The organism is Thalassospira sp., assembly GCF_040218635.1.
Lineage (GTDB): Bacteria > Pseudomonadota > Alphaproteobacteria > Rhodospirillales > Thalassospiraceae > Thalassospira.
Map to the genome: position 1 here is coordinate 1,000,142 of NZ_JAVJRB010000012.1, position 26,184 is coordinate 1,026,325.

27 protein-coding genes are annotated in these 26,184 nt (G+C 53.1%); 16 read left to right on the forward strand and 11 right to left on the reverse strand.

Annotated elements, in window-relative coordinates; translation table 11 throughout:
- Positions 1–15: 15 nt before the first annotated feature.
- The 3 genes from RIC05_RS18605 to RIC05_RS18615 are packed head-to-tail and all read left to right on the forward strand — an operon-like array spanning position 16 to position 2,315.
- The gene (locus RIC05_RS18605; protein WP_350046025.1) at positions 16–555 is read left to right on the forward strand and encodes a TRAP transporter small permease; all 540 of its coding nucleotides are present in this window, start codon (positions 16–18) and stop codon (positions 553–555) included.
- On the forward strand, positions 552–1,853 hold the full coding sequence (locus tag RIC05_RS18610; RefSeq protein WP_350046026.1) for a TRAP transporter large permease: 1,302 nt from the start codon (positions 552–554) through the stop codon (positions 1,851–1,853). Before RIC05_RS18605 ends, RIC05_RS18610 begins: the two co-directional genes overlap by 4 nt.
- 9 nt (positions 1,854–1,862) lie before the next feature.
- On the forward strand, positions 1,863–2,315 hold the full coding sequence (locus RIC05_RS18615; protein ID WP_350044420.1) for a type II 3-dehydroquinate dehydratase: 453 nt from the start codon (positions 1,863–1,865) through the stop codon (positions 2,313–2,315).
- Here RIC05_RS18615 and RIC05_RS18620 read toward each other — a convergent pair.
- Both RIC05_RS18620 and RIC05_RS18625 read right to left on the reverse strand, forming a co-directional pair.
- On the reverse strand, positions 2,312–2,998 hold the full coding sequence (locus tag RIC05_RS18620) for a GntR family transcriptional regulator (protein ID WP_350046027.1): 687 nt from the start codon (positions 2,996–2,998) through the stop codon (positions 2,312–2,314). The two genes, RIC05_RS18615 and RIC05_RS18620, sit on opposite strands and share 4 nt — an antisense overlap.
- Positions 2,999–3,108: 110 nt before the next feature.
- A complete protein-coding gene (locus RIC05_RS18625; RefSeq protein ID WP_350046028.1) occupies positions 3,109–4,053 on the reverse strand; it encodes a LysR family transcriptional regulator in 945 nt (314 codons plus the stop codon).
- 174 nt (positions 4,054–4,227) lie between these two features.
- Between RIC05_RS18625 and RIC05_RS18630 the strand changes: the two genes are divergently transcribed.
- The 10 genes from RIC05_RS18630 (at position 4,228) to RIC05_RS18675 (ending at position 14,749) form a co-directional block, all read left to right on the forward strand.
- Positions 4,228–5,100, forward strand: coding sequence for an ABC transporter permease (locus tag RIC05_RS18630; RefSeq protein ID WP_350046029.1), 873 nt, complete (start codon positions 4,228–4,230; stop codon positions 5,098–5,100).
- Positions 5,101–5,111: 11 nt separating this feature from the next.
- Positions 5,112–5,933, forward strand: a complete 822-nt coding sequence (locus RIC05_RS18635) for an ABC transporter permease (RefSeq protein ID WP_350046030.1) — start codon at positions 5,112–5,114, stop codon at positions 5,931–5,933.
- A 131-nt stretch (positions 5,934–6,064) separates the two neighbouring features.
- Positions 6,065–7,219 (forward strand): extracellular solute-binding protein, encoded by a 1,155-nt coding sequence (locus tag RIC05_RS18640; RefSeq protein WP_350046031.1) that lies wholly within the window; start codon positions 6,065–6,067, stop codon positions 7,217–7,219.
- Positions 7,220–7,326: 107 nt separating this feature from the next.
- Positions 7,327–8,424: an ABC transporter ATP-binding protein gene (locus tag RIC05_RS18645; RefSeq protein ID WP_350046032.1), complete on the forward strand. Its 1,098-nt coding sequence runs from the start codon at positions 7,327–7,329 to the stop codon at positions 8,422–8,424.
- A 31-nt stretch (positions 8,425–8,455) separates the two neighbouring features.
- Positions 8,456–9,832, forward strand: coding sequence for an aminotransferase family protein (locus RIC05_RS18650; RefSeq protein ID WP_350046033.1), 1,377 nt, complete (start codon positions 8,456–8,458; stop codon positions 9,830–9,832).
- Complete coding sequence (kce, locus tag RIC05_RS18655; protein ID WP_350046034.1) at positions 9,829–10,758, forward strand: 3,5-dioxohexanoate:acetyl-CoA acetone transferase; 930 nt, start codon at positions 9,829–9,831, stop codon at positions 10,756–10,758. The genes RIC05_RS18650 and kce overlap by 4 nt, the downstream gene beginning before the upstream one ends.
- 67 nt (positions 10,759–10,825) lie before the next feature.
- On the forward strand, positions 10,826–11,890 hold the full coding sequence (locus RIC05_RS18660) for a histone deacetylase family protein (RefSeq protein WP_350046035.1): 1,065 nt from the start codon (positions 10,826–10,828) through the stop codon (positions 11,888–11,890).
- Positions 11,887–13,032, forward strand: coding sequence for an NAD(P)/FAD-dependent oxidoreductase (locus tag RIC05_RS18665; RefSeq protein WP_350046036.1), 1,146 nt, complete (start codon positions 11,887–11,889; stop codon positions 13,030–13,032). The genes RIC05_RS18660 and RIC05_RS18665 overlap by 4 nt, the downstream gene beginning before the upstream one ends.
- 38 nt (positions 13,033–13,070) lie before the next feature.
- The gene (locus RIC05_RS18670) at positions 13,071–14,357 is read left to right on the forward strand and encodes a M20 family metallopeptidase (RefSeq protein WP_350046037.1); all 1,287 of its coding nucleotides are present in this window, start codon (positions 13,071–13,073) and stop codon (positions 14,355–14,357) included.
- 44 nt (positions 14,358–14,401) lie between these two features.
- Positions 14,402–14,749: a RidA family protein gene (locus RIC05_RS18675; RefSeq protein WP_350043498.1), complete on the forward strand. Its 348-nt coding sequence runs from the start codon at positions 14,402–14,404 to the stop codon at positions 14,747–14,749.
- 79 nt (positions 14,750–14,828) lie between these two features.
- Here the strand turns inward: RIC05_RS18675 and RIC05_RS18680 are convergent, their stop codons facing one another.
- Complete coding sequence (locus RIC05_RS18680) at positions 14,829–16,046, reverse strand: bifunctional alpha/beta hydrolase/OsmC family protein (RefSeq protein WP_350046038.1); 1,218 nt, start codon at positions 16,044–16,046, stop codon at positions 14,829–14,831.
- Positions 16,047–16,159: 113 nt separating this feature from the next.
- On the opposite strand from RIC05_RS18680, the gene RIC05_RS18685 reads away from it, so the two are divergent.
- Complete coding sequence (locus RIC05_RS18685; RefSeq protein WP_350046039.1) at positions 16,160–16,675, forward strand: GNAT family N-acetyltransferase; 516 nt, start codon at positions 16,160–16,162, stop codon at positions 16,673–16,675.
- A gap of 63 nt (positions 16,676–16,738) precedes the next feature.
- On the opposite strand, the gene RIC05_RS18690 is transcribed toward RIC05_RS18685, so the two are convergent.
- From RIC05_RS18690 to RIC05_RS18700, 3 genes are all read right to left on the reverse strand, one after another.
- Positions 16,739–17,236: a thioesterase family protein gene (locus RIC05_RS18690; protein WP_350046040.1), complete on the reverse strand. Its 498-nt coding sequence runs from the start codon at positions 17,234–17,236 to the stop codon at positions 16,739–16,741.
- Positions 17,233–18,174 carry a bifunctional Delta(1)-pyrroline-2-carboxylate/Delta(1)-piperideine-2-carboxylate reductase gene (gene lhpI / locus RIC05_RS18695; protein ID WP_350046041.1) on the reverse strand — a complete coding sequence of 314 codons (942 nt, stop codon included), beginning with the start codon at positions 18,172–18,174 and terminating at the stop codon, positions 17,233–17,235. The genes RIC05_RS18690 and lhpI overlap by 4 nt, the downstream gene beginning before the upstream one ends.
- Before the next feature lie 143 nt (positions 18,175–18,317).
- Positions 18,318–19,169 (reverse strand): alpha/beta hydrolase, encoded by an 852-nt coding sequence (locus RIC05_RS18700; protein WP_350046042.1) that lies wholly within the window; start codon positions 19,167–19,169, stop codon positions 18,318–18,320.
- A 197-nt stretch (positions 19,170–19,366) separates the two neighbouring features.
- Between RIC05_RS18700 and RIC05_RS18705 the strand changes: the two genes are divergently transcribed.
- A complete protein-coding gene (locus RIC05_RS18705; RefSeq protein ID WP_350046043.1) occupies positions 19,367–19,858 on the forward strand; it encodes a hypothetical protein in 492 nt (163 codons plus the stop codon).
- Positions 19,859–19,889: 31 nt separating this feature from the next.
- On the opposite strand, the gene RIC05_RS18710 is transcribed toward RIC05_RS18705, so the two are convergent.
- From RIC05_RS18710 to RIC05_RS18730, 5 genes are all read right to left on the reverse strand, one after another.
- Positions 19,890–20,960, reverse strand: coding sequence for a D-TA family PLP-dependent enzyme (locus tag RIC05_RS18710; protein WP_350046044.1), 1,071 nt, complete (start codon positions 20,958–20,960; stop codon positions 19,890–19,892).
- Positions 20,961–21,011: 51 nt separating this feature from the next.
- Entirely contained in the window at positions 21,012–22,481 is a 1,470-nt protein-coding gene (locus tag RIC05_RS18715; protein WP_350046045.1) for a M81 family metallopeptidase, read from the reverse strand.
- Between the two features lie 94 nt (positions 22,482–22,575).
- Positions 22,576–23,631, reverse strand: a complete 1,056-nt coding sequence (locus RIC05_RS18720; protein WP_350046046.1) for a TRAP transporter substrate-binding protein — start codon at positions 23,629–23,631, stop codon at positions 22,576–22,578.
- A gap of 97 nt (positions 23,632–23,728) precedes the next feature.
- Positions 23,729–25,009 (reverse strand): TRAP transporter large permease, encoded by a 1,281-nt coding sequence (locus RIC05_RS18725; protein ID WP_350046047.1) that lies wholly within the window; start codon positions 25,007–25,009, stop codon positions 23,729–23,731.
- On the reverse strand, positions 25,006–25,527 hold the full coding sequence (locus tag RIC05_RS18730) for a TRAP transporter small permease (RefSeq protein WP_350046048.1): 522 nt from the start codon (positions 25,525–25,527) through the stop codon (positions 25,006–25,008). The genes RIC05_RS18725 and RIC05_RS18730 overlap by 4 nt, the downstream gene beginning before the upstream one ends.
- A 208-nt stretch (positions 25,528–25,735) precedes the next feature.
- On the opposite strand from RIC05_RS18730, the gene RIC05_RS18735 reads away from it, so the two are divergent.
- A complete protein-coding gene (locus RIC05_RS18735; protein WP_350043486.1) occupies positions 25,736–26,122 on the forward strand; it encodes a RidA family protein in 387 nt (128 codons plus the stop codon).
- Positions 26,123–26,184: the final 62 nt, after the last annotated feature.

Sequence of the window (26,184 nt, forward strand, 5' to 3'; positions counted from 1 at the left end):
ACTGGGTCACAATACATGACGAACAAGATCAGACAGATCGGCTCCTGGCTTCATCGCCGGGCCGAGAACATCGCAGCCCTGATGCTTGCGGTAATGTTCGGCGCATTCATCGTTCAGGTGGCATTTCGCTATTTACTGAACTTCCCGATTGGCGGCGCCTCGGAACTCACAATCATCATGTGGCTTTGGATCGTCCTGTGGGGGGCGGCATTTGTCCTGCGTGAAAATGACGAAATCCGTTTTGATATTGTCTATAGCGCGGTACCGGCAAAAGTCCGCCGTGTCATGACCATAATGGCCGCAACCGCCCTGCTGTTTCTTTACGGGGTGTCGCTTCCGGCGACGTGGGATTTCGTGACCTTCATGAAAATTCAGGACACGTCATATCTCGACATCCGGTTTGACTGGCTTTTCTCAATCTATGTGATTTTCGCCGTGGCAATCTTGGTCCGTTACACATGGATTATTATCACAGCAATCCGGGGCAAAGATCCGCTTTCCGATAGTTTGCACGAACGCGTTCTGGATCACTCTGACACGGATACCCGCCCATGAGCTTTGTTGATCCTTTCACGCTGTGCGTTGTCTCGATTGTTTGTCTAAGCCTTCTTGGCTTGCCCATCGGGCACGCAATGATTACGTCATCCATCCTATACTTGCTGGTATCCGGGCTGGATATGGGTACGGCGTCCGAACAGCTTCTGAACGGCATGTTTTCAAGCTATATCCTGCTTGCGGTTCCGTTGTTCATTTTGGCTGCCGAACTGATGAATTCCGGCACCATGACAATGCGCTTGCTTGGCTTCTGCAACGCTGTTGTCGGGCGTTTCCCCGGCGGTCTGGCTTTGGTCAATGTAGTTCAAAGCATCATTTTTGCAGGTATGTCCGGCTCGGCAATTGCCGATGCTGCTGGCACGGGCAAGATGATGCAACGCATGATGACCGAAGACGGCAAATATCCGCCCGCTTTCGCTGCTGCCCTGACGGCTGCATCGGCTGTGATTGGCCCGATCATCCCGCCGTCCATCCCGATGGTAGTCTATGCGCTCGTATCAGATGCCTCTATCGGCTATCTGTTTTTGGCGGGTGTTGTTCCGGGCATCATCATGGGCCTGTTTCAGGCCGGATATATCGTCTTTTCGGCACGTCGCCGCAACTTCCCGGTAGAAGCCCCGGTTCCGCTGCGTGAACTGCCCAAAGTTACCCTGAATGCATTTCCGGCACTTCTGATGCCTGTTGTGTTGTTGGGGGGTATTTACGGGGGTGTGACCACACCGACCGAAGCTGCTGCCATCGCAGCCCTTTATGCCTTGCTTGTTTCCACACTCCTGTATCGCAGCGTCAGTTTCAGCGCGCTTTATAACTCGCTGTTATCTAGTGCGCGCACGACAACATCGATTGGCATGCTGATCGCCGGGGCAATGGTCTTTAACTATGTCGTGACCGTTGAAAACATCCCGTCGATCCTCAGCGTATGGCTGGGCGGATTTGACCTGTCACCCGTGGCGTTCCTTTTGATGGTCAATGTCATTCTACTTGTGCTTGGCTGCCTGTTGGAAGGCACCACCATTCTGTTGGTAATCGTGCCTGTCTTTATTCCAACAGCAAACATGCTTGGCATTGATCTGGTGCATTTTGGCGTGGTCTGCGTGATCAACATCATGATCGGCCTGATCACCCCGCCTTACGGGCTGTTGTTATTCGTCATGACGGCAATTTCCAAGCGTCCATTGCGCGAAATCGCCAGCGAAGTTTTCCCGTTTTTGATCGCGATGCTTGTTGCATTGCTGTTGTTTACACTGGTGCCCGACATCGCACTCTGGCTGCCCAGAGTATTCGGTTACAAAGGTTAAGAGGACCCCATGTCAAAGCCTATATATGTCCTGAACGGACCGAACCTGAACCGTCTTGGCCGTCGCGAGCCGGAAATCTATGGCCGCACGACCCTTGCAGATGTTGAAAAAATGTGCCGCGCTGCTGCTGGCGATACCCCGCTTGAATTTCGCCAAAGCAATTCGGAAACCCAATTGATCGACTGGCTGCATGAAGCAAGCGACGAAGCAGCCGGGCTTGTGTTTAACCCGGCCGCTTATACCTTCACATCCATGGCCATCATGGATGCCTTGAAAATGTTTCCTGCCCCGGCGATCGAGTTACACATCACCAATATTCATCGGCGCGAACCGATGTATCACAACTCGTTGATGTCAGGCGTTGTGACCGCAGTGATCGCAGGACTGGGCGCGCGCGGCTATCCGACAGCCGTTCAGGTTCTTAAGGAAATGATCAAAGAAGCGGAAAGTGTCCCTGCCTAAGCAGGGATTTTTCCGGTGCCGAGGACGTGGTTCAAACCGCTTTGGACATGACTGGTCAAAAGCGCCACCGCGGCCTCGGCATCTCGTGCGATGACAAGATCGCGCAGTTGCGCGTGCTCATCGGCCGCCGGTTTCCCCCGAAAATCAAGAACAAGCATGTGATAGCGTAAAAACCGGTCAAACACCGTTGAATGCGCCGCCATCATTGCCGGGGATGCACAGGCCGAAATGGTTGCATGATGGAATTCCCAATCTTGCTGCACCCAGTCTTCCACCTGGCTCATGTCGCCTTCAATCAGCTTGTTTTCAACAACCTTGAGCATGTAGTGCGAAGACACAACCCGGGCTTCCCACTGAAGATCCCCCGTGGCGATGGATTGACGCAAGGCATGGGTTTCAAGCAAAAGACGCAAGGCAGCAATATCGCGAAGCCCCGCTTCTGATACGCTGGTCACTTCAAAACCACGCTGCCCTTCGGCAATTACAAATTCTTCTGCCGCAAGCCGGCTAAGGATTTCGCGCAAGGTTGGTACCGCCACACCGTAATCGGCCTTCAGCTTTTCCAGTTTCAGTTTTTGACCAGGCTTTAATTTTCCGCGGATGATATCGGCACGAATATTCCGACAGGCAACTTCACCAACGGTTTCGTTCTCTGAGGCGACGAAAAATGACTTGTGTTTCATGCGGATTAAGGTCTCTGAACCAATTCAATTACAACATTTGCGCACTTTACAATATATTATCGAAAATATAAGGCAAAATCGCAAACAGAAGAATTTTTTCGGTTTTGGCATTAAGGATAGATAAAATACCCCTCAGGCGCGTTTGCCAACCGGGCGGTCAGGTTATCGATAAAGAAACGCTCCGCCCGGCTCAGCGACATACGCGGATTGGTCACAAGATAAATATCGATTGCCGGTGGATCGACATAAGGCGGCAGACGCCATAACTGCCCACGCTCTGTCGCATTTTGCACCACATGGATCGGCAATGGCCCGATCCCAAGCCCGGCATTGATCAGACGCCGCACTTCTTCAAGATGCGGGCTAACGGCAACCACTTTGCCTTTCATGCCTTCTTGCGCGCGCAAAATCGCAACCGGGGCCAATGCATCGGAAAGCTGATCGGTGGAAAAGGATACGAATGCTTCGCTTCGAAGGTCCGCCAATGTCAGGTCTTTTTGCCCAAACAAATGATGAGTTGGCCCACAGAAGAACCCGAAATGTTCGCGGTACAGACGGCGATATTCCAGTTTGGGATGCTGTTCGCGCACCAGACAAATGCCAAAACTGGCCTGCTGGGATAAAACCTGATCGGTGACATGACCCGATGTCGCGACATTGATTTCATAGGTCACTTCGGGATGCAGACGGTTAAATTCAAACAAACCATCATCAAGTGGTGGGAAAACAACGTGACTGGCCAACCACAAATGGAGATGCCCGGTCAATTGGCTGCCGCTATCTGACATCACATCGGATAATCGCCCGATGGCCCCGCAAATCTCCCGACATTCGTGATAAAGCGCCTGCCCCTGTTCGGTGACTTCAAACCGGCCACGTTCACGGTCGATCAAGCGCGCACCGATCTGATCTTCAAGCCGTTTCAAGGCGTTACTGACACTGGGTTGACGCAGCAACAACCGGTTGGCTGCCCCGGTGATCGACCGTTCTTCGACGATCACGGTAAAGGTGTGCAACAGGTTCCAGTCAAACTGCCGCCGCATTAATTCATTCATCGAAATCCCCACCGAAACCCGTTAAAAAACGACCGCATAGCTTTTGGCTATGAGATCTATTCTACTTATCTATTTGCGCTATGTGCAAGTCTGGGGTGGAATAGCGTCAAGATAAATTCAAACGGCCAAATAACCGCGCACGGCATTGCCGGAGCATAATAACGGGAGGCATAAATGGCCGCAGATATCGCTGGGGAGCGTCGCGCTCCTTGGATACTGCTATCGCCGTCACTGGCAACAGTCGGTCTGCTACTGATCATCCCGATGATGTTCATCATCGTGTATTCGTTCTGGTTGCGCACCGCGACCGGGGCAGATCAGGTCGGCTTTTATCTTGATAACTGGATTGAAGTTCTGGGCGACCGGTTCTATCGCGATATCCTGTTTCAAACCTTTGCCATTGCCTTTTACACCACCGTTATCTGTGCTTTTGTCGGTTACATCCCGGCCTATTTTGTTGCCAACACCCCGATGAAATCCAAGGCATTTTTGCTTTTGATGCTGATGCTGCCATTCTGGATCAGCTACATCATCCGCACCATGTCATGGATCAATATTCTGGGAACATCGGGTGCGCTCAACACCGTCATGCTGTCGATTGGCATCATCGATGAGCCGGTCCAGATGCTCTATAACCAGACGACCGTGATCCTTGGTCTGGTGCATTATCTGCTGCCCTTCATGATCCTGAATGTCTATGTCAGCCTTGATGGTATTGACAAAAACCTGACCGAAGCCGCCCAAAGCCTTGGCTGCACCGGCTGGCAGGCCTTCCGCGAAGTCACCCTGCCCCTGTCATTTCCGGGACTGGCCGCCGGATCGCTTCTTTGCTTTGTCCTGGCCGCAGGCACCTATATCACCCCGATTGTTCTGGGCGGGCCGCGTGATGCGATGTTTGCCAATCTTGTGTTTGAAGCCATCGTCACCCAGTTGAACTGGCCGCTTGGCTCTGCGCTTTCGCTTGTCCTCCTCGCCCTGCTGGGCGCGCTGGTCGTCGTCTATACCCGTTACCTTGGCGTCGATCAGATCGCCAAGAGTTTCAAATAGGAAAGGGTTTTATGATGATGTCCGGTTGGTCAATGATCCGCATTGCAACGATCCTTGTTTACCTGTTCCTGTTTGCGCCGGTCGCGGTTGTGATCCTACTTGCCTTTAATGCCAATCAGTTTGGCGGCTTCCCGATTGAAGGGTTCTCGCTGCGCTGGTTTGAAGCACTTTTGAACAATGATGCGATTGTGCGGGCGTTTAAAACGTCCCTTTTGCTTGGGCTGTTGACCAGTGCGATCTCAACAACCCTTGGCACGCTTGCCGCCCTTGCCATGGTCAGATACGACTTTCCGGGCAAACGCACCATATCCACATTGCTGGTTGCGCCAATCCTGATCCCCGAAGTTGTCTTGGCTGTCGCCCTTCTTTTATTCCTGCAGTTCCTTGCCATGCCCAAAAGCTTTGGCCTGCTGTTGATGGGCCATGTTGTCTTTACCCTGCCCTTTGTGGTGCTGGTGGTTCAGGCGCGGCTGGTGTCCATCCGCCGTGACGTCGAAGAAGCCGCGATGAGCTTGGGGGCAACACCGATCCAGACATTCTTCCAGATCACCCTGCCCCTGATGCTGCCTGCGGTGATGGCCGGAATGCTGTTTTCCTTCACAATTTCATTTGATGACATTACCGGCACGCTGTTCTGGAAACCCGGCGGGGTCGAAACCGTCCCGACCCAGATTTTTGCCATGCTGCGCAATTCCATCAGTCCGGAAATCAATGCGCTGGGGGCTGTCATGGTGATCTTTACCATCGCACTTCCCCTGCTTGCGGCATCGATCGCGCGTGTTGCATCCATGCGAAAACGGCGTGCATCCAACCGGGCGGAGAACCCCGCCTGACCCAAGCGGATCCAAGCTGACCAAGTTTTTAATATTGCGGGAAACCGCCAAAACCAAAAACAACATTGTGAAACCAACGACCAAGAACAAAACCGATCAACGGATAAATTTGTTTTATCAGGAGGCCTTAAATGGACGATACGAAACGCTATGAACGCCTGCTTAATCGCTACCGCGATGGCGATATCAACCGTCGTACTTTCTTGACCGCACTTGGCGCAGCCGGTGTTGTTGCCGGGATCACCGGCGGCCCGATGGGTATGCTCGCCCGCAAGGCACATGCCGCAACCCCGGAACAGGTCCGCTTTGACGGTTGGGGTGGCGTTGTTTCCGAAGCATTCGAAAAATACGCTTTTGCCCCCTATACCGAAAAAACCGGCATCAATGTTATCTCGGGCACCTTTGGGGGTGCGGATGAATATATCGCCCGTGTCAAAGCCGGTCAGCCCGGTGAGTTCAACCTCGCCCACCTTTCAGGTGTGTTTGACTATGCCCGCTATCACGGTCTGGAACTGACCTCGGAAATCAACGAAGCCAACATTCCGAACCTGAAAAACGTTATTTCGAGCCTGATCGAGCCACTGCGCAAAATCACCGGCGGGACGATTTCGGCGGTGCCTTATGATTACGGCACCACCGGCATTGCCTATAACCGCAAACATATCTCTGATGAAGAAGCCAAGGCCAAAGGTGCCAAACTGATGGTCGATGAAGCCTATAAAGGCAAGATCGGCGGTTGGGGCGAATGGAAAACCCGTATCTGGTACGGCGCACTTCAATCTGATCAGGATCCGAACAACATCAAAGACATTGATGCCGTTTGGGACATGATCCGTTCGCACCGTGATCTGGCTCTGAAATATTGGAGTTCAGGGGCCGAGTTGATGAGCCTTCTGGCAGAAGAAGAAATCTATGTCACCGAAGGTTGGTCAGGCCGCATCAAGGCGTTGCAGGATCAGGGCCATGACATTGGATATCTTGATCCGGCTGGTGGTCTTGGTTGGCAGGAATGTATCTTTGTCCTGCGTGGCAGCCCGATGGCAGCCTGCGAAGAACTTCTGAACTTCATGCTGGAGCCAGAAGTCGCCATTGCCGTTGCCGAAGGTCAAAGCTATCCGCCGGCCCTTGATCCGGAAAAGGTCGAACTTGGCAAGATCATCCCGACCCTGCCGGCATTTGACCCGTCAGGCACACTGTCGTCGCTCAGCTTCTTCGATCCGGCATACTGGAACGAAAACGAAGCAGACTGGTCGAAAACCTTCTCTCGTGTGCAGCGCGGCTACTAAGCCCTGCTTGCTCACCTGAACCGGTGCCCTGGTCTTCGCACAACCGGCCAGGGCACCCCTGCCTTATTCTTGAGACAGGCACATTCATTCTGACAGGGTATTTAACAATGGCAGACGCCGAAAACGCCGTTGAACTGCAAAATGTCGTAAAGCGTTACGGGGAATTTACCGCGGTCAAACGCATGGATTTAACCGTGCCCGACAACAGCTTTGTGACCTTCCTTGGACCGTCGGGCTGTGGCAAGACGACGACATTGCGCATGATTGCCGGTTTGACCGACATTACCGAAGGCGATTTGCTGATCCGGGGCAAACGGGTCAACAGCCTGCCGATCCACAAGCGCAATCTGGGGCTTGTGTTTCAGAACTATGCCCTGTTCCCGCATAAAACGATTTTTGATAATATCGCCTTTGGCCTGAAATACCGCAAAGTGTCGAAATCCGACATCGCGCAAAAGGTCAATCAAGCCCTTGATCTTGTTCAATTGCCCCATGTCGCAGAACGCTACCCCAATCAGTTATCCGGCGGGCAACAGCAGCGTATCGCGCTGGCCCGTGCGATTGTCATCGAACCTGATGTTTTGTTGCTTGATGAACCACTATCGGCCCTTGATGCCAACCTGCGTGAAGAAATGCGGGTCGAGCTTAAACGCATTCAGCGTGAACTGGGCATTGCCACGGTCTTTGTCACCCATGACCAATCCGAAGCATTGGCCATGTCCGATAAACTGGTCGTGATGAACAATGGCTTTGTCGAACAGGAAGGTGCGCCGCAAGACGTTTACAACAATCCGGCATCTGCCTTTGTTGCCGACTTCCTTGGGCATTCCAATATCATCACAGCAGAACTTGGCAGCCCCGATGCCGCATTCACCAATGTAAACCTTAGCAGCGGTGAAACGCTTTTGACCACGGATGAACAAACCGTCAAGGCCAATGGATCAAAGGATGTTCGTGCAGTTATCCGGGCTGAAAAAATTGATCTGTCGGATCAGAACGGGGCGACCAATGGCGTGATCAGCATTCCGGGCAAGATCAAAACGGTTGATTATCTGGGGCAACAGGCCCGTTACTTTGTCGAAGCCAACGGCCGAGACTGGCAGGTCATCAATCCGATTGATGCCCGCCCCCATCAGGAAGGTGCCGATATCTTTATGCATATCGCCGCACGCAATTGTGTGTTGTTGCCCGGTCATCAGGACTAAGTCCAGGACCGGTTCAGGAGAGCCACCAGAAATGACGCATAATGACAAAAACCCGGTCGGTCATAACCGGGAGTCCCGCCTGTTTTACCAAAGCCGGTCACGTCGCCCGCTGATTGACCGCGCCAAGGGTGTGTATATGTGGGACGTCGATGGCAAACGCCATATCGATGCATCCAGCGGTGCCATGGTCAGCAATATCGGCCATAGCGACCCGCGCGTGATTGCCGCGATGAATGCGCAGCTTGAAAAGGCAAGCTTCGCCTATCGTCTGCATTTTGAAAACGATGCTGCCGAAACGCTGGCATGGCGATTGTCTGAACGTGCACCGGGTGATCTTGAACGGGTCTTCTTTGTTTCTGGCGGGTCCGAGGCGGTTGAAAGCTGCATCAAGCTTGCCCGGCAATACGCATTGGCCAAGGGCCAATCCCAACGCACCAAAGTCATTTCACGGTTTCCAAGCTATCATGGGGCCACCCTTGGCGCACTTGCCCTGACCGGTTACACACCGATGCACGCGCCATTCGCGCCGATGATGGTCGATCAGCCGAAAATTCCTGCCCCGACCTGTTATCTTGATCGCGATGATCTGTCTGATCATGATCGCGGCATCAAATATGCCAACATGTTAGAGGCCGAAATCATCAAACAGGGCCCCGAAACCGTCCTTGGCTTCATCATGGAGCCGGTTGGCGGGGCTGCGACAGGTGCCCTTGTTGCCCCCGACAGTTACTATGGCCGTATCCGCGAAATTTGTGATCAATACGGCATTCTTCTGATCTATGACGAGGTCATGACAGGTGCCGGACGTACAGGCACCTATTTCGCGGCCGAACATTGGGGCATCACACCCGATATTCTGGCCGTCTCCAAAGGCCTTGCTGCGGGCTATGCCCCACTGGGTGCCATGATCGCCCCTGATCGGATCGTTGGACCGGTTCTTGATCATGGTGGATTTATTCACGGCTACACCTATGCCGGAAACCCGCTTGCCTGTGCGGCGGGCAATGCCGTTCTTGATGTGATTGAACAAGACGGATTGCTTGAAAATGCCGCGACCAGCGGTGCCGCGTTGAAATCCGAACTTGGCAAACTGGCCGATGATTTCACCATGATCGGCGATGTCCGCGGGCTTGGGCTTTTATTGGCGATCGAGTTGGTCAAGGATCGCAAAACCATGGCCCCGCTTGATCCCAAACATATGGCCGCCGCCCGTCTGGTGGATATTGCCTATGATCTCGGCCTGATCATTTATTGGCGACGCACCCGCGGCGGATATCGTGGCGATCATGTCATGGTCTGTCCGCCAATGACGATCACACCCGAACAGTTTGACGATATCCTGATCCCGCTGCGGTCCGCTTTAAGCGACCTTCAGGACGAACTCATCGTCGCCGGAGCCTTCTCATGAGCCGGAAAGTTATCATTACCTGCGCCATCACCGGATCGGTACATACCCCGTCCATGAGCCCGCATTTACCGATCACCCCCGATGACATTGCACAGCAGGCGATTGATGCCGCCAATGCAGGTGCCTCGATCTTGCATCTGCATGCGCGTGATCCGGAAACCGGTTTTCCAAGTCCCGATCCTGATCTGTTCATGGAATTCCTGCCAAAGATCAAGGCCGCGACCGATGCCGTGATCAATATTTCCACTGGTGGCGGCATGACCATGACCGTCAAGGACCGCATTCGTGCAGCAAGCATCGCAGCACCGGAAATGGCGTCACTCAATATGGGCACGATGAATTTCGGTCTGTTCCCGGCCTTGGCGACAAAGCGCGACTGGAAACATGACTGGGAACCAAAGTTCCTTGAAGACAGCCGCGACTTTGTTTTCAAGAACACGTTTTCCGATATCGAAACCATTCTGTCTGACCTGGGTGATGCCAACGGGACCCGGTTTGAATTTGAATGTTATGACGTCGGCCATCTTTATACGCTGGCCCATTTCGTTGATCGCGGCCTGATCAAAGGACCGCTTTTCATTCAATTTGTTTTGGGTGTTTTGGGCGGTATCGGGGCTGATCCTGATAACCTTGCCCATCTTAAACGCACCGCAGACAAGCTGTTTGGCGATCAATATCAGTTCTCAGTCCTTGGGGCCGGACGCCATCAGATGCCGCTTGCCGCGATGGCGGCGTCAATGGGCGGCAATGTCCGTGTCGGGTTGGAAGACAACCTGTATCTACGCAAAGGGGAACTCGCCCCGGACAACGCGTCTCAAGTGCGCAAAATCCGCGAAGTCCTTGATGGGCTATCCCTTGAAATCGCAACACCGGACGAAGCACGGGCTCAGCTTGGGTTGAAAGGTGGCGATCAGGTCGCCTTCTAACCCGCCCGATAACGATACCATAATCGCCACCACCGTTACGACACGCACAAAGTGAAAGGCGGCAGCCATGATGCATGCCTATTTCTCAGACGATCAGCTTCGCCACCACGGCAAAACATTCATTGTCGCGGGCGAGAAGAAGCCAATCCCGGAAGTCCCTGAACGCGCCGAAATCCTAAGCGGTGCGGTATCGCGTCTGGGGCTTGATCTGCATGCCCCGAATGATGCGGGCATGGCTCCGATTTCTGCCATTCACGATGGGCGCTATCTAAACTTTTTGCAGTCGATTTACCCCGAATGGCAAGCCGCAGGGGGATCAGAACTGGTCATTCCCAACATCCATCCGTTTGATCGCAACGGCCCCTATCCGCGCCATCATGTCGGAAGAGCGGGTTTTCATCTGGGCGATACATCCTGTCCGGTGTCGGCAACGACATGGCATTCGGCCTACGCCAGTGCGCAAACCGCGATTTCGGCCACGCATCATGTACGCGATGGCGGCGCGAACAGTGCCTATGCCCTATGCCGTCCACCGGGCCATCACGCCAGCCGCACCATTGCTGGTGGGTTTTGTTATCTCAATAACAGTGCGATTGCCGCACAGGAACTGCGTGCAAAATATGACCGGGTCGCGATCCTTGATGTTGATCTTCATCACGGCAATGGAACCCAACATATTTTCTATGACCGATCAGATGTCATGACCCTGTCCATTCATGCGGATCCGCATGATTTCTATCCGTTCTTTTGGGGACACGGCGAAGAAACCGGCGAAGGTGACGGCATTGGTTTTAATCATAACATCCCCCTGCCCCTTGGCAGCGGCGATGGGGTTTTCCTTGATGCGCTTGATCGTACCTTGGCCAAGATTGATGATTTTGGCGCCGATGCGGTTGTTGTCGCGCTGGGCCTTGACGCATCACGCGATGATCCGTTTGGGGGTTTGACTGTAAGCCCGGATGGTTTTGCCAAAATCGGTGAAAAAATTGGCACCCTTCGCTGTCCAACCGTGCTAGTGCAGGAAGGTGGCTATGTCAGCGATACACTGGCAGAGAACCTCTATCAGTTCATCAGCGGGTTTAGCGCCACCAAAGACAGAAACGACGTCACGATATCAGAAGGCCCCAAATGACACATTCAGACATCCTGATCATTGGCGGCGGCATTGCCGGAATGTCCGCTGCATTCTTTTTGGCCAAGGCCGGAAAATCCGTCACCGTTCTGGAACGCGAAGACCAACCGGGCTATCACAGCACCGGACGGTCCGCCGCGCTCTATAGCGAGACCTATGGCCCAAAGATCATTCGTAAAATGTCAACGGCAAGCCGGTCGTTTCTCATCACACCACCGGACGGTTTCACGGAAAACCCGATCCTGAGCCCGCGCGGCATCATCATGACCGCAGCACCGGGTGAAGAAGCCAAACTTGACGCCATTTTGACCGAAGGCCGTGCCAATGGTGCCAATGTTATTGCCCTGACCCCCGATGAGCTTAAAGCACGCATTCCGGTGATCAATACCGATCTGATCATTGGCGCTGCCCACGAACCCGATGCCATGGATATGGATGTTCATGCCCTGCATTGGGGCTTTATCCGCCAGTTCAAATCACAGGGCGGAACCCTGATCACGAAGGCAGACGTCAGTTCGATTACGAAAACTGACGGAAAATGGCACGTCACCCTTGGAAACGGGCAAACCCATAGCGGCGATATCATTGTCAATGCGGCGGGTGCATGGGTAGATGACATCGCGACCAAGGCCGGCGTCAAACCACTTGGCATCATACCCAAACGCCGGACAGCGGTAATGGTGGACGTTCCGGCAGATGTAAACGCCCATGGCTGGCCACTGGTCGCCAATATGGATGAGACGCTTTATTTCAAGGAAGACGCCGGACGGTTATTGGTCTCCCCTGCTGATACCACACCGACCGAACCACATGACGTCCAACCCGAAGAACTTGATATCGCGATTACGATTGATCGCCTGATGACCGCAACCAGCATCGAAGTCCGCCGTCCGGGCGAAAGCTGGGCCGGGTTGCGCAGCTTCTTTAAAGACGGCGATCCGGTATCGGACTTTGATCCGGCCGATAACAGTTTCTATTGGCTGGCCGGTCAGGGCGGTTATGGCATTCAGACCGCACCGGCCATGGGCGAATATGCCGCAAGCATCATTTGTGGCAATGGCATTCCCGATCATATGCAAAAGCTTGGCGTTACCAAAGATGCCCTTTCGGCATCGCGATCCAGCCTGACAACAGGTAAGTAATCACGTGGTATTGGCATCTGCCCGAACGGAGAACCCCAATGACCAGTTTTGATCGCACAGCCCTTCGCAAAGCCGTATCAAATCGTCGATCAAAGGCAGTTGATGATCTGTGCGCACTGGTGCGTCACGACAGTCTTCTGGGCAATGAGGCATCTGCGCAAAACTGGATTGCCGATCAGTTTGCGCAAATGGGGCTGGATGTTGAACGGGTGGCGATTGATATCGATGCCCTTCGTGATCAGCCGGGCTTTTCCCCGCCGGTCATTGACGGTTATGACGGGCGCGAAAACATTGTCGGTTTGCATCGCCCGAAAAATCCGACCGGACGCAGCCTGATCTTAAACGGTCATATGGATGTGGTGCCAACGGGCCCGGCAGATAAATGGCGACACGGCCCGTTTACCCCGCATGTCGACGGCGACTGGCTTTATGGCCGTGGTGCCGGGGATATGAAAGCCGGAATCATTTCATATTGCCATGCGTTGCAGGCCCTGCACGATCTTGGGCTGGAACCAGCCGCCCCCGTAATCTTGCAATCAGTTGTCGAAGAAGAATGCACTGGAAATGGGGCCCTTGCCTGCCTTCATGCCGGTCACACGGCCGACTGCGCGATCATTCCCGAACCGTTTAATCAGACCCTTATGATCGCGCAACTTGGCGTGATGTGGTTTCAAATCCATGTGTCGGGCAGCCCGGCACATGTTCTTGATACATCCGCTGGCAGCAACGCAATCGAGGCTGCCTTTGGCTTCTTTGAAACCTTAAAGGAAGTCGAAGAAATCTGGAACCACCCCACCCATCGTCACGCGACCTATGGCGCGCATGTCCATCCGGTGAACTTCAACCTTGGCAAGATTGAAGGCGGTGAATGGGCATCAACCGTGCCACCGATTTGCGTGGCTGATATCCGGATTGGTTTTTATCCGGGTATGGAACTTGAAAAAGTGCGCGAAACGATCGAGGCGGTTAAGCAAAGTGCGATTGACAACCATCCGGCCTGTAAGGGCGCATCGATAGACATCACCTATCGTGGTTTTCAGGCCGAAGGGTGCGAGATGGATGTCAATCACCCGATGATGTCAATGATCGGGGGCATTCATCAGGAAGTTACCGGCAAAGCGATCAAAAACTATGCCTCGACCGCGACAACCGATGCCCGGTTCTTCCAGATTTACGGCAATATCCCGGCCACATGTTATGGCCCGAAGGCCGAGGCCATTCACGGCATTAATGAACGGGTTTCCATCGCCTCCATGATGGAGGTAACCGAAGTCCTTGCCCTGTTTATTGCCGACTGGTGCGGCGTGCAAAAGCGTGCTAGCTAATTCCTATTGTTGAAAAATATATCAAACCCCACAAGGAGAGTTTCATGAGCATTAAACGTTTCCACACCGGCCCGCGTATGAGCCAGGCCGTTGTCCATGGCGACACCATTTATCTTGCAGGTCAGGTTGGCGAGCCAACCAGCGACGTCACCAACCAGACCAAAGAATGCCTGGCAAAAGTTGACTCGCTTCTGGCTGAATGTGGTTCAAGCAAAGAAAATATCCTCTCAACCACCATCTGGCTGGCTGACATGAAAGATTTCGCTGCAATGAACGCAGTTTGGGATGCATGGGTCCCACAGGGTCACACCCCGGGCCGCGCATGTGGCGAAGCAAAGCTTGCCACCCCGGATTACCTTGTTGAATTCATCGTGATTGCAGCAAAGCCGTAATCAACGATCGATAAATATCAAACGCCCGGCAGGATCATTTCTGCCGGGCGTTTTTTTTATGCGTATCATCCTGATCAGATCAGGCTGGTTTTTCTGATGTCACAATCAGGGATGTCGCCTCCAGCGTCCGATGGACCGGGCATTTATCGGCAATTTCAAGCAACCTCGCACGGGTCTGCGCATCCAGATCGCCAATGAAGGTTATCTTGCGTTCAAACCGGTCTATTTTCCCGCTTTTGGGCAAATGATCCTTCGTACATTCGGCGCAATCATCGGCATGCACCTTGTCATGGCGTATTTCCGCCCGCACGGCTTCAAGTGGAATGTTTTTATGATCGGCATACATACGCACGGTCATCACCGTGCAACTGCCCAATGCCGCAGACAAGAACCCGTAAGGTGACGGACCGCTATCAAAACCACCGACAGATTCCGGCTCGTCGGCCAACATGCGATGATGGCCTGTCATCACCATGGACTGAAATTTCCCCAGTCCGGTTTCGCGCACCATCACACCTTCGACGATCTCGACCGGTTCTTCCTTTGATGCCGGGATATAGCGTTTGGCCCATGCCGCAATAACAGACGCAGCATACCCTGCATCCTCAGGATCACGGAGCAAATGATCAGCTTGATCAAGCGAGACAAAGCTTTTGGGATGCTTTGCCGCGTCAAAGATACGACCGGCATTTTCAATCCCAACCGTCTGATCAAGCGGCGCATGCATCACCAAAAGCGCCTTTTTCATCTGCCCTACCGCATTGGCAAGATTATGCTTTGCCAGATCATCGACAAACTGGCGCTTGATGACGAAAGGCCGCCCGCCAAGAGAAACTTCTGTCTCCCCGGTTTCCTTGATCGTTGCAAGATGTTCGCTAAAATTATGGGTTACATGATCAACATCGGCGGGCGCACCGATGGTCGCGACGGCCGTTGCTTCCTTGATCCGTCCGGCAACCGCGAGAACCGCAGCGCCCCCCAATGAATGACCAATCAGGATTTTGGGTGCTTCGTATTCGTCGCGCAGGAAATCAGCCGCCCGTTCCAGATCGTCAAGATTGGATGTAAAGTTGGTTGATGCAAAATCCCCACCCGACCCGCCAAGCCCGGTAAAATCAAACCGCAACACCCCGATCCCTTCCATGGTCAGGGATTCCGCAATTTTGCGCGATGCGGTCAGATCCTTGCTGCAGGTAAAACAATGGGCGAACAAGGCATATGCCTTAACCGGCCCTTCGGGCAAATCCAGACGTGCGGCCAGTTTGGCACCATGCGCACCGTCAAAAGTAAGTTTCATCGGTTTTCCGGGCATTGGTGTTCTCCGACTGGTTTGGCTTCAAGATCGTTGTTTTCGTCTTCGCGCTATAGATAGTATTGAATTTACGCCACCACCATAACACGGACAGTTTGATGATAATTGTGCAAACCCCACGCGCCATTGTACGACACGCAACCCATGACGATGCTGCCTTTATCCTGAAACTTGTCAATGAACCGGGATGGCATCGCTTTATCGGGGATCGCAATGTTCATGATCTCGATGCTGCACGCGCCTATATTGATGAACGGTTTCTTGCAAGTTATGCAAAATACGGGTTTGGCAGTTTTGTGGTGTGCGAAAAATCTTCTAACACGCCAATCGGTTTGATCGGTTTCGTCCAACGCGATAGCCTTGATGCGCCAGATATCGGTTTCGCCATCACGGACGCCTATCAGTCAAAGGGATATGCCTTTGAAATCTGTACGGCACTGATTGATTACGGCTGGAACACTCTTGGCTTTGACAAGATTTATGGCTATTGCCTGCCCGACAATGTGCCGTCCCTCAGATTGCTTGAAAAACTTGGCCTGACCTATCTCCGCGATCAGGATGTCAATCATGATGCAGATGAACAATGCCGGGTTTATGGCGCAACACGGCCTTAAACCATGTCGGACAAGTACGGCCCAATCAAAACCCCGCATTTTCATCATGCGGGGTTTTGCATTTCACTTCCGGCGAATGCCTATTTTGCGACCGACACCCGATGGAACGGGAAGGTCTGCGTGGGCTTCTTTGATCCGGTTAAGGGTCGTCATGATATCGCTTGGAAACGGGGCTGATCGCCGCTTTTCCATATCGATATGCATGGTGATGATCTCGTTGGTTGACGCCAGCCAACCTTCTGTTCCGTGGCGCATTTCATGATACATGTGAATGCGTTTCTGATCGCAATCCAGAACGCGGGTAAAGATCACAAACGGATCATCTTTGTGGATTTCACGATCATAGGTCACATGCATTTCCAGACCAAAGGTCGAACCACCCCGGCGTTCCGGATAGGCAAACCCCATCCCGACCCCATCGAGAAACGCCATCGAACCAAGATCAAACGCCACAACGTAATAGCCAACATTCATATGGCCATTAAAATCAATCCATTCCTGCTTGATCTTGCCGCGATAGGCTTCAAGGGGTTCTGGCGCAAACAGATCCGCACTGATCATTTTTCAATTGCTTTCACAACCGCCACGGCCGCCACGAAATCTTCAAGCGAATGACCAACCGATTTAAACACGGTGCATTCCCCGTCACTTGCACGGCCCTTGACCTCACCCCGGGTCAGGCCAAACAGATCACCGATAATGTCGGATTTGGCGATTGCGCCACTGTTGATCGCCTGAACGACATCGCCGCCTTCGGCACTCGCCCCTTCAAAACTATCAACAAAGATGCGGCATTTTGCCATCACCGCGTCATCGGTCTCGCGCATGGTCGGTTTAAACGCGCCAACCAGATCAACATGCGTCCCATCGCGCAGCCAATCACCCCGGACCAACGGTTCGGTCGACAAGGTCGCACATGAAATCAGATCGGCTGTTTTGCACGCGGCTTCCAGATCATCCGTTCCCTTGGCGTTAAAGCCAAGTTCGGCAATTTCAGCAGCCAGTTTACCGGCCTTCTCACCATTGCGGTTCCAGATGGTGACATTTTTGATCGGGCGAACCGATGCATGGGCCTTGATCAGTTGTGGTGCCATGGCACCCGACCCGACCATGACCATGTCGCTGGCATCTTTGCGCGCAAGATAATCTGCCGCCAATGCTGAGGCCGCAGCCGTGCGGCGCGTCGTCAATTTGGTGCCGTCAATCACAGCGGATGGTTGCCCGGTGAGTGCATCAAGCAAAACATAGGTGCCCGAAACCGCCGGAAGGTTCCGCGCCGAATTCCCCGGAACAACAGCGGCGATTTTAACCCCTGCTGCACCGTCTTTTTGCCAGGCTGGCATAATCAGGAACGTTGCATCATCTTCGGTGCTGCGTTCCATGTTGAAATGGCTGCGCAAGGGGGCTTCGCAACCTTGATTGAACCCGTCGCGAAGGGCCTCGACCAGATCACGGGGCGAGACAAATTTATCGATTTCTTCTGCCGTTACGAAACGCATGAGCCATCCTGTAGAACGATTTTTGATTTTAGAAACTGTTGTGGTAGCACGTTGTTTTATAACACGTCGCACCGACAGCGTCACAGGAAGAGCAACAGTTTTTTATGCTGTTTTTGCTCGATATTTGGCCGATATGCCTGATCTTAAGACTGCAAGAACCGCTTAAAGTGGCCAAACAGTGACCCGGTTCCCAAAAACAGTTCTTCAAGCACGGTAAAGTGGTTCGCCCCCCATGCCTTATAGACCGGAACCTTAAGCCCGGCACTGCCGCAATAGGCCCCGTAAGCATCACTTTGACGCACGAATTCCGGGCTTTCATTGCCGCCAACCACCACCATCATGCGGGTGTTGATCGCAACCGCGTCAAGCATTGGTGAATTATCCGCCGCCGCCGCTGCATCCAACCGGATATCATCATTCATCGTCGTGTGACGAATGGGCTCAAGGTCAAACACGCCCGATATCGGTACCACGGCCGAAAACGGCATGGCATCCCCAAGAAGTTCTTCCCAATCATGGCCTGCCAAACGCGCGACGATTTGGCCCCCGGCCGAATGCCCGGAAATCGAAATACGGTCGCGGTCGCCGTTAAATTCTTCGACATTGCGATAAATATATTCGATACACCGCACCGCCTCATCGGTGATATCGGCAACCGTCACATCCGGGCAAAGATCATAGTTCGGGCAAATCACGGTAAAACCCGCCGCAACCAGATCCCGCGCGACAAAGGCGTAATCTTTTTTGTCCTGACTGCGCCAATACCCGCCATGGAAAAACACATGAACCGGCGCCCCGGGATCAGACGCCATAAAGACATCCATGGTTTCCTTCGGCCCATCGCCAAACCGAATATCAAGCTTGCCGCCAAGCTGTGCACGCGTTTCATCAGACAGCTTCACGAACCGTTCGAAATGGGTCATGAATTCCGGCACGGTTTCGCGCGGATTATATTGCCATTCCAGTTCTGCAGATGTGAAACCACCCCAACTCATTGGTACCTCGGCTTTATGGGTCTAATCGATACATATTCCGGTGTTGTTTCATGATCTTTCTTCAATTTCATCCTGTTTGCAATCACTTCGCATAAATTATCCCTATTTATGCGCCGATATGCCTTCAATGATTGAACAGCGTCTACGGGAATGCGAAAATGGGTTAAAGCATTTTCAGATCAAATGGATAGACACCCATGCGCCCGACAAATCAAAGCCCGTTTCCCCCGTCTGACACAGACCGCACTCAAATCTGGGAAATGCTGGTGCCGCGCGATATCGCCGCCTTTGTCGCTGCGGACTGGTCAATGGTTGCCGATGATTTCAAATCAGACGGGTTTTATGCGATTGATGCCTGTAAGTCCGATGATCCGGATGTCTGGCAAATGCTGTTCCCTGATCTTGATGCGTATCGCGATGAATGGGTGCGCCAAGCCGTGGCCGCACAGGAAATTGACTATGCCGAAGACCTTTATGACGGGGTCTTTCGCGCAACCAGCCTTGAAAAAATCGACATCACCGGCAACCGGGCCTTGGTCCGCAAACATTTTAACGGCCGCATTAAAAAAGCAGACGGATCCGAAGACCGTCTGCTTTGGAAAACGCATTACTATTGCGAACAACAGGATAGTGGAAAGTGGCTGATTACCGGCTTTACCGGCTATCTTCCCAATCACGACCCGGCGTAATGACCGGGGCTATTTTGCGGTCTGTTTTAGGTTAAAGAACCTTGCCACGGGCGGATACATCAACGGTTTTGATCGTATCGCCGCGCACCAGATGCACCTGATCAAGCATGTTGCTGACCACACAAACATGGTTGGGAATGATTTCGATCCGTTCGCCAATTTCAAACGGCGTCAAATCGGCTTCGAAATGTAAAACGCCATGTTCTTCGGAAAGTCCGACCACATCGACTTCCGGATGCCCGACGACATAGCCAAATCCTTCTAACCCCAAAAGATCAGATGTCAGAACTTTTGATCCGGCATCGATAACCGCACGTCCCGGTGCCGGAAGCGATACGATCTCGGCCAGAACCCGAAGCGCACAGTCATCTTCACCGCAAACCTCGCGCGCCATCAGGGATCGGTCGTTATAAATGTAAGTCCCGATGCGATGCTCCGTCGCATTGGGCACTTCGTGCGCCTTCCACATATCAGGTGTGCCGCCAGAACTTCTGATCGGGCAGGCAATGCCAAGCGCATCGAACATTGCCATCGCATCGCCAAAGAACCCGTCAACTTTCGGCCCGCCACCTGCTGACGGATAAGTCATCAGGCCGGCAAATGAAATCCCCGGAAGGCTGTCGATTTTTTGCGCAAGGGCGACAGCATATTTCGGACTCTGCACACCACAACGCCCCCCACCCGTATCGCATTCAACAAGAATTTCCAATGGCTTGGCACTATCGGCAAACGCCTGTGACAATCCGGTGATGACGGTTTCATTATCCGCCACCACACGCAAAACCGACACACGGTCAAACACAGCCCGAAGCCGGGCCAGTTTGCGCGCGCCCAGCACGTTATAGGTCAAAAGAATGTCATCAATCCCGGCATCGGCCATGACTTCGGCCTCGCCAATTTTCTGACAGGTAATGCCCTTGGCCCCGGCATCGAGTTGCTGTTTGGCAAAGGCCGGGATTTTGTGGGTTTTGATATGGGGACGCAACGCAATGCCGTGCTTGTCGCAATATGCCTGATAGGCATTGATATTGCGATCAACCACATCAAGATTGATCACCGCGCAGGGCGTATCAAGATCGGGATATTGCGGTGATTTGGTCATGAAAAACGTCCTTTGGCTTTCGGTGGTGACGCGAAGAGTACAACTGGCAGATCAGCTTGCCTTGGCGGCAAACGGATCATCGACAATCGGCCAAAGTGGGCGTTTCACATGACGATATCCGTTGGTTTTCGGATCCGACGGATATGGACCATGCACATCGACATAGATGATTTCGCCCGCGATCTTGGCAAAGGCATCGTAGAAGTGATTGGTCGATTTGATAAACAGATATTTTTTCGATGTCGGATCAATGCCCATATTCGAAAACAGGCTGGGATCAAAGCTTTGCGACCGGTTGGTGTTTAAAATCACCTCGCCGCCACCAGGCAGTTCAATCACCGCACAGTCGCCAAGCGGGACGATGCTTTCACCGAAATACTGCCAGGCTGCCCGTTCAAGCTTTTTGACTTTGACGGTTGCATCAATCGGGCTTCCCGCGTTGGCTCCGGTTTTACCACCAAAACGCAGCGGCAATGTCGCCCCCTCGCCCGCAGAAAAACAGGTCCGCACCGCCATCGGGTCCCACAAGGTCCCCACAGCAAAATCGCTAAGCCCGCGTTCCATGATCGCCCGCAGGAAAATCGTGCTGTCGCCCGGAACGCCGCCGCCCGGATTATCCCACACATCGGTCAGGACAATCGGTTTGGCATCCGATGACAACGCCTGATCAAGTGCCGCATCCGGGGTCAGGAAACTCGGCCGGGTGGCCCCACGGAAACCAAACAGCTCGACCCCCAGGTCGTTTGCAATCTGCTTGGCTTCCGTGAGGTTATTGTTGGTCGTCACAATCACCTTGGCCCCAAGATCGGGAACATCACCGGCCATGAAACCGTGGATAAAGGAAACCGACAATATATCGCCCGTTCCTTCCATATCCTTGGCCCGGTCGATGAAGGACCGCATCGGTTCGCGCGATGTCGGCAGAACTTCGATCATGCGGCAATCAAAAACCGCCTTGGTCGGCGTAATTTCACCGCGCAGGGTCCGCAAGACAAGATCAACCACAGCCCGTCCGGTTTCAACGAAATCGGTATGGGGGAATTCTTTGAACGCAACGATGATATCTGAATTATTAATCCGCAGATCGGTCAGGTGGCTGTGTGGATCAAAGCTGGTGCCAATCACAACATCCGGTCCGACCATGTCGCGAATACGCGAAATCAGATCCCCCTCGCAATCGAGATAATCTTGCGCAACCATTGCACCATGAAGGCCAAGAATGACCCCGTCAACCGGCATTGCGGCACGCAACTGGCCCAGAACTTCGTCGCGGAGCTGCTCATATGTTGCCCGGTTAACCAACCCACCCGGCTCGGCCCAGGTCGCAGTACCTTCGATCAAATCCCAACCTTCTTTGGCCGCACGAAGGCGGCCTTCGGTAAAGACGGCACTGCAAAGTGTCGGGGTGACCGGATGCTGGCCCGGTGGTGCGTAAAAGCTTTCCTGAAAATCGGAAAAATCAGTACGTAAAGGTGAAAATGTATTTGTCTCGGTTGCAATCGAGGCGCAAAAAATCCGCATGGCCCGTGCCTTTGTTTTTGGTTTTGGTCTTTTGAATTGGACGTAAAGGATCCAAAGGGGCGAGAAACCCCGCCCCTTTGGCAAATGGCATGGATTATTCCATGTAGCGGTTTGCGTTTGCTTTCTCGACTTCGGTTTTGAAGAGATCAAGCAACTTAACACCTTCATCGCCAAGGCTTTCCTGAACGTGTTTGATCACGACCGGCTGGGTTGCCTCTTTGAATTTTTGACGGTCTTCTGCTGACAAAGCGGTGATTTCCATTTTGTCTTTCAGACCGGCAAGACCACGATCCGATGCCTCGATCACGCGTGACACACCACGGCTTGCAACAACGCAAGACTGTGAAGCGTAACGAACGATTTTCTGCTGATCCGGGGTCAGGTCATCCCAGAATGCTTTGGACAGCATCATGGTGTAAGGCGAGAACAAGTGATTGGTCAGGGTCAAGTAACCCTGCACTTCGTTGAACTTGGCAAAGGTCACGGTCGGAACCGGGTTCATCTGGCCATCGATCACACCGGTCTGAAGACCGGCATAAACTTCGCCCCATGCCATCGGATAGGCTTCTGCACCCAGTGCCTGCATGATTTTCTGGTGCGACGGCAAGGACATGGTGCGCACACGAATGCCTTTGAAATCTTCAAGCGTTGCAATCGAATGCTTGGAGTTGGTCACAGCAAAGAACCCGCCGGTATCGGGGAAACCAAGAACCTTCACATCGGCAAGGGTGGCTTCGATGTCGGTTGCCAAGGCTTCGCCAAACGGACCATCAAACACGTCATAGGTCGACGCGTTGCTGTCAAAGGCAAAGGCAAGGTTCAAAACATCGATACGCGGATAATAGGATGCCAGCGCACCGGTTGATGTCAGCGTTCCCTGAATAACCCCGTCGCGGACCATCTGAACATGCTCGGCAGCCGAACCAAGCTGGTTGGACGGATAAACTTCAACCTTGATTTCGCCATTGGTGTCGGCTTCGACGATGTTGGCGAAAACAGCGGTACAGGCATGTGCCGGATTTTCAAACGGGTCGGTCTTGTTGTCATGTGCGAATTTCAGAACTTTTGGCTCGGCAAACGCCATCGACGTGCTGCCCATCAGCATCGCAGTTGCCAGTGCTGCTGCGCTCAAACGCTTTACGGTTTTCATTATTACCTCTCCTTGATTTAACGACTTTATGATGTCCGACATTATTTTATCGCGCCCCCGGCCCGGACCTGACCGGGGATATTTCAATTGCCTTGGCCTATCGGAACCCCAACAATCGCGGTATCGCGAGTGCAAGGTCCGCCCAGAAGGCAAACAGGAACAGTACGCCCAGCTCGGCCAACAAAAATGGCCAAAGCTGTGCGGCAATTTTTTCAAGCTTTTCACCGGTGACAGATGACAGCACAAACAGACAGGCCCCGACGGGTGGCGTCATCAGCGAGATGTTAAGGGCAAGAACAAAGATGATCCCGGCATGGATCGGATCCATTCCGATCTGAACGGTAAGCGGCACAAGAACCGGGGCCAGAATGATCAGGATGGCGTTGATATCCATCACCATGCCGATCATTAAAAGCATCCCGACAATCATGAAAATCACCATGTAGGGATTATCTGAAACGCCCAGAACGATCTCTGCGATTTCTTGCGGGATGCGGTTAAAGCTCAGCCACCAGCCAAGAATGGAGGCAAAGGCGATGATGACAAAAATCACCCCCGTCACGCGCGCGGTCCGCACCAGCATCTTGAAGAAATCGGCAAAACTCAGCGCACGATAGACAAACACACCGATAAACAGCGCATATGCAACCGCAACCGATGCCGCCTCGGTCGGGGTGACAATCCCGCCTAAAATTCCGCCCAGAATGATCAATGGCATGATCAGGGCCGTAATCGATGATTTGAAAATCCGCCAGACTTCCAAAAGCGACGCACGACGTTCATTTTTCGGAAGGTTCTTGGACCGTGCCGTGACTGCAATAACCGTCATGCAGATCAGGCAAATCATCAGACCGGGCAAAATCCCCGCGGCAAACAGCCCACCGATTGAAACCCCCATCAGGGACCCGTAAACCACCATCAAACCGGATGGCGGAATGGTCGGACCAATGATTGATCCGGCTGCGGTTACGGCACAGGCATAATCACGGCGATAACCACGTTCGACCATGGCCGGGACAAGTGTTTTACCAAATGCGGCCGCATCCGCGGTCGCCGCCCCGGTCAGTCCGGCAAAGAAAACAGATGCCAGCATGTTGGTATGGGCAAGCCCGCCGCGCAAATGCCCGACAAGCGCCTGTGCGAAATGCACCAACCGGCTGGTAATGCCGATATGGTTCATGATTTCACCAGCCAGAATAAAGAACGGCATGGCAAGGAACGGGAAAACGTTCAGGCCGTTAAACACCTTGCTTGGGCCCTGGGACAAGAAGATCCCCCCGCCCATATCAAACAGGCCAGCCACACCCGCCACACCAAGGGCAAAACCGATCGGCATGCCCAGAACCATCAAAACAACAAAGATAATGGCGACGATCATTCCGCGCCCTCCGTAAGATCAACCGGGATGAAGCGGCCCTGATCACGCAAGGCAACAAGAAGGAGCTGAATGGCTGCGATCAGACTTGCGACCGGCACGGCGGCATAGGGAATGGCAAGTGACATGCCAAAGATCATGGCCTGACGGCGCATGCCGCTTTCGGCAAAACCAAACCCGTAGATCGCCAGATACAGGAAGGCCGCAAGCGCAATCAGATCGACCATGAACAGGATCGAACGCTGTATCGGCATCGGCAGTGTTAAGACAAACATGCCAATACCGATATGTTCACGCCGCGCAATCCCCGCCGAGATCGCCAGAAGTGCTGCCCAAATCATCAGATAACGGGCAAGCTCCTCTGGCCAGGGCAATTGCCAGTGAAAAATGTATCGATCAATAACCCCAAGCCAAACGTCCAGAACAAGGACAAGCATCAAGACCGCAATGATGCGCTCGACCACCCAGTTAAGGGACCGACTTAAGGTTGCTGCTGTGGTTTCAACACGGCGTAATGCCATCTTCGCCAAACTCTCCGCTGATGAATCTTTTATGTAATTTTTCTACATTCTTAGGATAATTTTGTAGCTTGTCTACATATTTTTCACGCTTACTTGCTGAATTATCCGCTATTGACGGATGTAGAAAGCTGATTTAGGTAGTTAAACTACATTTTAAAACGGGTGCTGTTTTTGATGCACCCTCCTCAGCCAAAGCAGGAGATTTTCCATGGCGATCAAACATTACGGCAATGAACGCAGCGGTGCCGGTGGACAGAAACTTCCGTTCTCACCCGCTGTTCGCGCTGGCGACTACGTCTATATTTCCGGTCAGGTCGCCATGAAAGAAAATGGTGAAATTGCCTATGGCGGCATCGAAGATCAGACCCGTTTGACCATGGAAAACGTCAAATCTGCCCTCGCCCTTGCCGGCTGCACGCTTGATGACGTGTTTAAAATGAATGTCTGGCTGGCCGATACGCGTGACTTCTGGACCTTTAACCGCGTCTATGCCGAATTCTTCCCCGGTGAACGTCCTGCACGCTCGACCGTGCAGTCCCAAATGATGGTAGACGCCAAGATTGAAATTGAAGCTATCGCCTACAAGCCGGAATAGTGATATTTCCCAAGGGGGTGCCATTGCGATGTACAGTCATGGCACCCCTGCCCGTCTATGAA

What these genes read in the sequence shown, in the direction of transcription:
- RIC05_RS18730 (WP_350046048.1), bottom strand. Translation starts at nt 25,527, where the DNA reads ATGGCATTACGCCGTGTTGAAACCACAGCAGCAACCTTAAGTCGGTCC.
- RIC05_RS18705 (WP_350046043.1), top strand. Translation starts at nt 19,367, where the DNA reads ATGCGCCCGACAAATCAAAGCCCGTTTCCCCCGTCTGACACAGACCGC.
- RIC05_RS18660 (WP_350046035.1), top strand. Translation starts at nt 10,826, where the DNA reads ATGATGCATGCCTATTTCTCAGACGATCAGCTTCGCCACCACGGCAAA.
- RIC05_RS18625 (WP_350046028.1), bottom strand. Translation starts at nt 4,053, where the DNA reads ATGAATGAATTAATGCGGCGGCAGTTTGACTGGAACCTGTTGCACACC.
- RIC05_RS18710 (WP_350046044.1), bottom strand. Translation starts at nt 20,960, where the DNA reads ATGACCAAATCACCGCAATATCCCGATCTTGATACGCCCTGCGCGGTG.
- RIC05_RS18665 (WP_350046036.1), top strand. Translation starts at nt 11,887, where the DNA reads ATGACACATTCAGACATCCTGATCATTGGCGGCGGCATTGCCGGAATG.
- RIC05_RS18700 (WP_350046042.1), bottom strand. Translation starts at nt 19,169, where the DNA reads ATGAGTTGGGGTGGTTTCACATCTGCAGAACTGGAATGGCAATATAAT.
- RIC05_RS18615 (WP_350044420.1), top strand. Translation starts at nt 1,863, where the DNA reads ATGTCAAAGCCTATATATGTCCTGAACGGACCGAACCTGAACCGTCTT.
- kce (WP_350046034.1), top strand. Translation starts at nt 9,829, where the DNA reads ATGAGCCGGAAAGTTATCATTACCTGCGCCATCACCGGATCGGTACAT.
- RIC05_RS18735 (WP_350043486.1), top strand. Translation starts at nt 25,736, where the DNA reads ATGGCGATCAAACATTACGGCAATGAACGCAGCGGTGCCGGTGGACAG.
- RIC05_RS18675 (WP_350043498.1), top strand. Translation starts at nt 14,402, where the DNA reads ATGAGCATTAAACGTTTCCACACCGGCCCGCGTATGAGCCAGGCCGTT.
- RIC05_RS18630 (WP_350046029.1), top strand. Translation starts at nt 4,228, where the DNA reads ATGGCCGCAGATATCGCTGGGGAGCGTCGCGCTCCTTGGATACTGCTA.
- RIC05_RS18610 (WP_350046026.1), top strand. Translation starts at nt 552, where the DNA reads ATGAGCTTTGTTGATCCTTTCACGCTGTGCGTTGTCTCGATTGTTTGT.
- RIC05_RS18690 (WP_350046040.1), bottom strand. Translation starts at nt 17,236, where the DNA reads ATGATCAGTGCGGATCTGTTTGCGCCAGAACCCCTTGAAGCCTATCGC.
- lhpI (WP_350046041.1), bottom strand. Translation starts at nt 18,174, where the DNA reads ATGCGTTTCGTAACGGCAGAAGAAATCGATAAATTTGTCTCGCCCCGT.
- RIC05_RS18605 (WP_350046025.1), top strand. Translation starts at nt 16, where the DNA reads ATGACGAACAAGATCAGACAGATCGGCTCCTGGCTTCATCGCCGGGCC.
- RIC05_RS18680 (WP_350046038.1), bottom strand. Translation starts at nt 16,046, where the DNA reads ATGAAACTTACTTTTGACGGTGCGCATGGTGCCAAACTGGCCGCACGT.
- RIC05_RS18725 (WP_350046047.1), bottom strand. Translation starts at nt 25,009, where the DNA reads ATGATCGTCGCCATTATCTTTGTTGTTTTGATGGTTCTGGGCATGCCG.
- RIC05_RS18715 (WP_350046045.1), bottom strand. Translation starts at nt 22,481, where the DNA reads ATGCGGATTTTTTGCGCCTCGATTGCAACCGAGACAAATACATTTTCA.
- RIC05_RS18670 (WP_350046037.1), top strand. Translation starts at nt 13,071, where the DNA reads ATGACCAGTTTTGATCGCACAGCCCTTCGCAAAGCCGTATCAAATCGT.
- RIC05_RS18685 (WP_350046039.1), top strand. Translation starts at nt 16,160, where the DNA reads ATGATAATTGTGCAAACCCCACGCGCCATTGTACGACACGCAACCCAT.
- RIC05_RS18620 (WP_350046027.1), bottom strand. Translation starts at nt 2,998, where the DNA reads ATGAAACACAAGTCATTTTTCGTCGCCTCAGAGAACGAAACCGTTGGT.
- RIC05_RS18640 (WP_350046031.1), top strand. Translation starts at nt 6,065, where the DNA reads ATGGACGATACGAAACGCTATGAACGCCTGCTTAATCGCTACCGCGAT.
- RIC05_RS18635 (WP_350046030.1), top strand. Translation starts at nt 5,112, where the DNA reads ATGATGATGTCCGGTTGGTCAATGATCCGCATTGCAACGATCCTTGTT.
- RIC05_RS18720 (WP_350046046.1), bottom strand. Translation starts at nt 23,631, where the DNA reads ATGAAAACCGTAAAGCGTTTGAGCGCAGCAGCACTGGCAACTGCGATG.
- RIC05_RS18650 (WP_350046033.1), top strand. Translation starts at nt 8,456, where the DNA reads ATGACGCATAATGACAAAAACCCGGTCGGTCATAACCGGGAGTCCCGC.
- RIC05_RS18645 (WP_350046032.1), top strand. Translation starts at nt 7,327, where the DNA reads ATGGCAGACGCCGAAAACGCCGTTGAACTGCAAAATGTCGTAAAGCGT.